Genomic DNA, 6,252 nt, shown 5'->3' on the forward strand with positions numbered 1-6,252 from the left:
CCACCACCCACACCTCTCATCCCCTCTGTCAGGAGCCGCACGCATGACCACTGAGCCGCTGCACACAGAAGCGGAAGCGACGAAGGACCGCCACCGGACGGGCGCCGGCCCGGCGTCCAGACGCACCGTGCTAGCGGGCGCCGCCGCGGTCGGCCTCACCGCCGCCGTGACCGGCCAGGCCCGGGCCGCCTCGGGGGGCAGGGCCCCCACCCGCGAGCTCTTCGGCCGGCTCGCCGACGGCACCAAGGTGCACCGCTGGACCCTGGAGAACGGCGGCACCCGGCTCAAGGTGCTCAGCTACGGCGGCATCGTCCAGTCCCTGGAGATCCCCGACCGCCGCGGCCGCTCCACGAACGTCTCCCTCGGCTTCGACAACCTGGACGACTACCTCACGGCGACCACCTTCTTCGGCGCCCTGATCGGGCGGTACGGGAACCGGATCGCCGGGGGCCGCTTCACCCTCGACGGCCGGACCCACCAACTCCCCCTGAACGACGGGCCGAACACCCTGCACGGCGGCACCAAGGGGTTCGACAAGAGAGTCTGGGACGTCGAGCCTTTTACGGACACCACCGGGGTGGGCCTCGTCCTGCGCCACATCAGCCCCGACGGAGAGATGGGCTTCCCCGGCACCCTCAAGGCGAAGGTGACGTACACCCTCACACCGCGGGGCACCTGGCGCATCGACTACGCGGCCACCACGGACCGGGCCACCGTCGTCAACCTCACCAACCACACCTACTTCAACCTCGCCGGGGAGGGGAGCGGCGATGTGTACGGCCATGAACTGACCCTGGAGGCCTCCCGCTTCACCCCCGTCGACACCACCCTGATCCCGACGGGGGAGCTGGCGAGGGTGGCCGGGACGCCCTTCGACTTCCGTACGGGCAAGCCCGTGGGCCGGGACATCCGCGCGGGCCACCCCCAGCTCGTGCGCGGCCAGGGCTTCGACCACAACTGGGTGCTCGACAAGGGCCTCACCGCCGCGCCCCGGCCCGCGGCCACCCTCCGGGACCCGGGCTCCGGGCGCACGGTACGGATCGCGACGACCGAGCCGGGGGTGCAGTTCTACTCGGGGAACTTCCTCGTCGGTACCCTGACCGGCACCTCGGGCCGGATCTACCGGCAGGGCGACGGCCTGTGCCTGGAGACCCAGCACTTCCCCGACTCCCCGAACCAGCCCTCGTTCCCCTCGACCGTCCTGCGTCCGGGGGACACCTACCGGTCCACGACGGAGCACTCCTTCCACGCCTGAGCACCCACCGGGAGACGGGCCCCCGACACGCTCGGGGGCCCGTCTCCGCACGGCGCGGCACCGCTCAGCCACACGCGGGGGCGGTTCAGCCGCGGGTGGACGGCTCGGCGGCGAAGGCCGCGAGCCACACCAGCGGGGCGTTCCAGTTGACCGCCACCTCGTTGGTGGAGTACGAGCCGATGTCGTCGATGTAGCAGGCGGCGGGCGCGCACCCGGGCAGCCGCTCCTGCGCGACCGGGTCCTGAAGCCCCGCGTTGGGCCCGCCCGCGAGCGAGCCCGCCGGCGGGCGGGGGAGCGACGGGTCCGCCTGGTGCGCCCAGAACCGGTGGTGCTGGTTCTGCGACGACCGCTCGCCGTACCCGGTGACGTAGGACAGGTCGAGCGCGTTGCGGCCCAGCAGGTAGTCGAGCGTCTCGATCGCCCCGGCGCGGTAGCGCTGCCCGCCCGTCAGGTCGTACGCCACGGCCAGCACCACCGCGTTGTTGGCGACCTGGCCGTTCGAGCCCCACACGTACCCGCTCGCGGGGAGCGGTACCGCGTACCCCTGGCCCGCCATCGTGGCGAGGTGGCCGTCGGCGGCCGCGGTCACCGAGGCGCGGATCCGGGCCGTGTCGGACGCGGCCAGCCCGGTGGGCACGGTGGCGAGGGTGAGCCGGCCGAGCGCCGCCGTGTCGGCCCAGCCGAACCCGAACGCGGTGAGGGCGCCCGCGGAGGTGTGCCAGGGCGAGGTGGTGACGGCGTCGCGGTACGCGGCCTCCCCGGTCGTCGCGTACAGCTCGGCGGCGGCCCAGTAGAACTCGTCGCTCACCGTCGCGTCGCCGTAGGCGCCACCGCCCGTCCCGTCCGAATCCGGCGCGATCAGCGCCGGGTTGGCGCGGGCCGCCGTCCAGGCGCGCCGGGCCGAATCCAGGCAACGGGCCGCGAACGCCGCGTCGTACGGGGCATAGACCCGGGCGCACTGGGCGGCGGTGGCCGCCAGGTTGAGGGTCGCCGCCGTCGACGGGCGATGCAGCTCCCGCTGCTGGCCGTCCTGCTCGGGCCGGGTGGGCAGCGCCGTCCAGGCGGCGTCATGGATCTTGTGGAACGCCATCCCCGCGCGCGGTTTGTCCGCCGGTACCTGCATCCGTATCAGGAAGTCCAGCTCCCAGCGCGCCTCGTCCAGCACGTCGGGGACGCCGTTGCCGCGCTCCGGGATCCGGAGCGTGGAGTCGCCCAGCGCCCCGGCCGTACCGGCCCGTCCGGCGCGTTCGTACGTGTTGACCATCAGCCAGGTGGAGAGGCCCCCGTTGACGACGTACTTGCCGTGGTCCCCCGCGTCGTACCAGCCGCCCCGCACATCGCGGCTGTAGTCGCAGACCCCGGCCTGGCAGGGCACGCTCGTGTCGCCCTTGTTCGGCGCGACCCCGAGATGTCCGGCGGGCCGCCCGTACCCCGTGCCCGCGAGCGACGCGTCGATCGCGATACCGCTGCGCTGCTGGTGGAAGAAGGACATCGCGTCCGAACGCAGCGCCCGGTAGAGCCCGGTGCCGATGGCGAAGGGATGGCTGCTCCGCCCGTCCACGGAGAGGGTGAAGTTGCTTCCCGTCCCCGTGTAGGAGGAGAAGTCCGCGAGATGGGTGGCGTCGCGCGAGGCGGTGTCGGTGCCCCGGACGGTGGTGGTCCCGGAGGCGACGACCGCGCCCGCGGCGTTTCTGAGCTGCCAGGTGAGCGGCGCGGCCGACGCGGTCACGACGGTGGCGCGCTTGGGGCCGTCCGGCAGATAGCCGAGCTGATTGGCGCGCACCGGGGTGTCCGCGGCGGCGGACCGGGCGCCCCCGGAGACGTCGGCGCCGACGGCGGACGTGGTCGCGGGACCGGTGACCAGCAGCGCGGCCGAGAGCGCCGCGGCGGCGAGCCAGGAGACGGTACGGCGCGGACCGCGGAGCGGATACGTCGGAACGGGCATGGTGGGGGTCCCCTTCGCAGGCGGCTCGAACACGGGGTGGGGGCACGGGTGATGGGAGCGCTCCCATCGGAGCGTTGCATGGACACGTCAACCGGTCAATGTGTGCGGCGCGGAAAAGAACCCGGCGCCGCCACCGGGCCGGAGCGTACGGCGCGGGGCGCGGGAGGGGGCCGCGCGGACCGACATGATGGAACCGTCCCCGCGACCGCAACGGCAATCGGAACCCCGACCGCAACGGCAAAGGCAATCGGAACCCCGACCGCAACCGCAACCGTCACCCCGACCGCAGCAGCGACCGCAACCGCAACCGCAGCAGCGACCGGAACCCCGACCGCAACCGGAACCTCCCGACCTGGCAGGTGTGTCCATGACGATCGACCTCAACAGCGACCTCGGCGAGGGCTTCGGTGCCTGGCGCCTCGGCGACGACGACGCCCTCCTCACCCTCGTCACCAGCGCCAACGTCGCCTGCGGCTTCCACGCCGGCGACCCGACCGTGATGCGGCGCGTCTGCGAGGCGGCGGCCCGCCGCGGTGTCGCGATCGGCGCCCAGGTCGGCTACCGCGACCTGCCCGGCTTCGGCCGCCGCTTCATCGACGTCGACCCGCCGGAACTCGTCAACGACGTCGTCTACCAGATCGCCGCCCTCGACGGCTTCGCCCGCCTCGCCGGCACCCGTGTCACCTACGTCAAACCCCATGGCGCCCTCTACAACGCGATCGTCCACCACGAGGAGCAGGCCGCCGCCGTGGCCGAGGCCGTGCACCGCTACGACCCCGCACTGCCGGTGCTCGGACTGCCCGGCAGCGCCTGGCTGCGCCACGCGGACCGCGCCGGACTGCCCTGCTTCCAGGAGGCGTTCGCCGACCGCGCGTACACCCCCCGGGGCACCCTCGTCCCCCGCCGTGCGTCCGGCGCCGTACTGCACGACCCCGAGGTGATCGTGGCGCGCTCCCTGCGCCTGGTCACCGAGGGAGTGGTCCAGGCCGTCGACGGCACCGACGTCCCCGTCCGCGCCGACTCCCTCTGCGTCCACGGCGACACCCCGAGCGCGGTGGAGATCGCCCGCCGCCTCCGCGACACCCTCACCCGTACGGGCCACGGCCCCCGGCCCTTCACCGCGCGATGACCGCGCCGGCCGGCCCCGTTCTGCGGCCCATGGGCAGCGCGGCGCTCCTCGCCGAACTCGACGGGCTCGACGCCGTCCTCGCCCTGCGCGCCGCGCTGGCGGACGACACACCGCGCGGCGTACGGGACCTGGTCGCCGCCGCGCGCACCCTGCTGATCACCTACGACCCAGGGGTCACCGGGCACGAGGCGCTCGCCCGCGAGGTGATCCGCCGCGCCCGGGCGCCCCGTACCGTACGGCCTCCCACGGCCGGCCCCCACGGCGAACTGACCGTTCCCGTACGGTACGACGGCGCCGACCTCGACGAGGTGGCGCGGCGCACCGGGCTGACCCAGGCCGAGGTGATCGCCCGTCACACCGCGCCCCGGTACACCGTGGCCTTCGCCGGATTCGCGCCCGGCTTCGGCTATCTGACCGGCACCGACCCGCTGCTCGCGCTGGACCGCCGCGCGGAGCCCCGCACCGAGGTGCCGGCGGGCTCCGTCGCCGTGGCGGGCGGCTTCACCGGCGTCTACCCCCGACCCTCACCCGGCGGCTGGCACCTCCTGGGCACCACCTCGCTCACCCTGTGGGACGAGCGACGCGACCCGCCGGCGCTGCTCGTACCCGGCAGGGCCGTCCGGCTGCGGGAGACCGGCCGGTGAACGGGCGTCACCTGGAGATCCTCGCCCCGGGACCGCTGACCACCGTCCAGGACCTCGGCAGGCCCGGCTGGGCCCATCTCGGTGTGACGGCGTCCGGCGCCGCGGACACCGCCTCCCTCACCCTCGCCAACCGGCTGCTCGGCAACCCGGAGAACACCGCGGCGCTGGAGATCACCCTCGGCGGGCTGCGCGCCCGGATCCACTCCCGCGGCCCGGACGGGACACCGGGCGTGCTCCACCTCGCCCTCACCGGAGCGCCCTGCCCGGTCCGGCTCGACGGCGCGGCCGCGGGGATGAACTCCCCGGTCGCCGCGGCCGACGGCCACGTCCTCGAACTGGGACCGCCCTCCTCCGGGCTGCGCACCTATCTCGCCGTACGGGGCGGGCTCGACGTACCGCCCACCCTCGGCTCCCGGTCGGCCGATCTGCTCTCGGGCCTGGGCCCGCCGCCCCTGACGGCGGGTCAGGTGCTGGCCGTCGGGCCGGCCGCTGGGCCCCTGCCCGGCGTGGATCTGGCGCCGTGCGCCGCCCCGCCACGGGAGTTCACCCTCCGGGTGGTGCCGGGGCCGCGGGACGACTGGTTCGACGCGAGGTCCCGCGAGACCCTGTACCGGGCGCGCTGGGAGGCCACCAGCCGGAGCAACCGGGTGGGGGTGCGGCTGGCCGGCCCCGCCCTCGTACGCGGGAGGCACGACGAACTGCCGGCCGAGGGGATGGTCCGCGGCGCGCTCCAAGTGCCCCCGAACGGGCTGCCGATCCTCTTCCTCGCCGATCATCCGGTCACCGGCGGCTACCCGGTCATCGGGGTCGTCCACACGGACGATCTCTCCCTCGCCGGGCAGCTTCCGCCGGGCGCGGCCGTGCGCTTCCGCCGCTACGGGGCCGGCCGCTGATCCGGCGCCACGGCTCCGGGCACCGGTCCGAGTACTGGTCCGAGTACTGGTCCGGGCTGGGAACGCGACTGTGGTCCGTCTCATAGAAGAACGGGGCGCGGAACGGGAACGCGATGCAATGGTTTACCGTTCATACATATGTGGACGCGGAGGGAACCGTGTCCCCGGGCCTTCCCCCGAGCGCCCGGGAACCGCCGAGAGGCGACCGCCCTCCGCGACCGCACCCGAACGGCCCCGGCTGGAATCCCCCGTCCAGCCGGGGCCTTCGTGCGTCCGCCGCCGGGGCGGGGGGGGCGCCCCCGGGGGGGGGGGGGGCCCCCCCCCCGGGCGCCCCCCGCCCCCCCGCCCCCCCCCCCCCGCCCGCGGCCCCACCCCCCGCGGCGGCA

The 6,252-nt window shown here is 74.8% G+C and carries 5 protein-coding genes; 4 read left to right on the forward strand and 1 reads right to left on the reverse strand.

What is annotated here, in order from left to right; genetic code table 11:
* The first annotated feature begins 43 nt into the window (after positions 1-43).
* Positions 44-1,255 (forward strand): aldose epimerase family protein, encoded by a 1,212-nt coding sequence (locus ACFTZC_RS07765; RefSeq protein ID WP_382887866.1) that lies wholly within the window; start codon positions 44-46, stop codon positions 1,253-1,255.
* Between the two features lie 85 nt (positions 1,256-1,340).
* Here the strand turns inward: ACFTZC_RS07765 and ACFTZC_RS07770 are convergent, their stop codons facing one another.
* On the reverse strand, positions 1,341-3,200 hold the full coding sequence (locus tag ACFTZC_RS07770; protein WP_382887869.1) for a glycoside hydrolase family 9 protein: 1,860 nt from the start codon (positions 3,198-3,200) through the stop codon (positions 1,341-1,343).
* 367 nt (positions 3,201-3,567) lie between these two features.
* Between ACFTZC_RS07770 and ACFTZC_RS07775 the strand changes: the two genes are divergently transcribed.
* From ACFTZC_RS07775 to ACFTZC_RS07785, 3 genes are read left to right on the forward strand one after another with little or no spacing between them, the layout of a single operon-like run.
* Positions 3,568-4,329 carry a LamB/YcsF family protein gene (locus ACFTZC_RS07775; RefSeq protein ID WP_382887870.1) on the forward strand — a complete coding sequence of 254 codons (762 nt, stop codon included), beginning with the start codon at positions 3,568-3,570 and terminating at the stop codon, positions 4,327-4,329.
* The gene (locus ACFTZC_RS07780) at positions 4,326-4,973 is read left to right on the forward strand and encodes an allophanate hydrolase subunit 1 (RefSeq protein ID WP_382887871.1); all 648 of its coding nucleotides are present in this window, start codon (positions 4,326-4,328) and stop codon (positions 4,971-4,973) included. Before ACFTZC_RS07775 ends, ACFTZC_RS07780 begins: the two co-directional genes overlap by 4 nt.
* Entirely contained in the window at positions 4,970-5,866 is an 897-nt protein-coding gene (locus tag ACFTZC_RS07785; RefSeq protein WP_382887872.1) for a biotin-dependent carboxyltransferase family protein, read from the forward strand. The genes ACFTZC_RS07780 and ACFTZC_RS07785 overlap by 4 nt, the downstream gene beginning before the upstream one ends.
* Positions 5,867-6,252 lie beyond the last annotated feature (386 nt).

The organism is Streptomyces sp. NPDC056987, from assembly GCF_042673865.1.
Taxonomy (GTDB): domain Bacteria; phylum Actinomycetota; class Actinomycetes; order Streptomycetales; family Streptomycetaceae; genus Streptomyces.

Bases quoted from the DNA above. Each gene is read 5' to 3' on its own strand.
- ACFTZC_RS07765 (WP_382887866.1), top strand. From the start codon at position 44: ATGACCACTGAGCCGCTGCACACAGAAGCGGAAGCGACGAAGGACCGC.
- ACFTZC_RS07770 (WP_382887869.1), bottom strand. From the start codon at position 3,200: ATGCCCGTTCCGACGTATCCGCTCCGCGGTCCGCGCCGTACCGTCTCC.
- ACFTZC_RS07775 (WP_382887870.1), top strand. From the start codon at position 3,568: ATGACGATCGACCTCAACAGCGACCTCGGCGAGGGCTTCGGTGCCTGG.
- ACFTZC_RS07780 (WP_382887871.1), top strand. From the start codon at position 4,326: ATGACCGCGCCGGCCGGCCCCGTTCTGCGGCCCATGGGCAGCGCGGCG.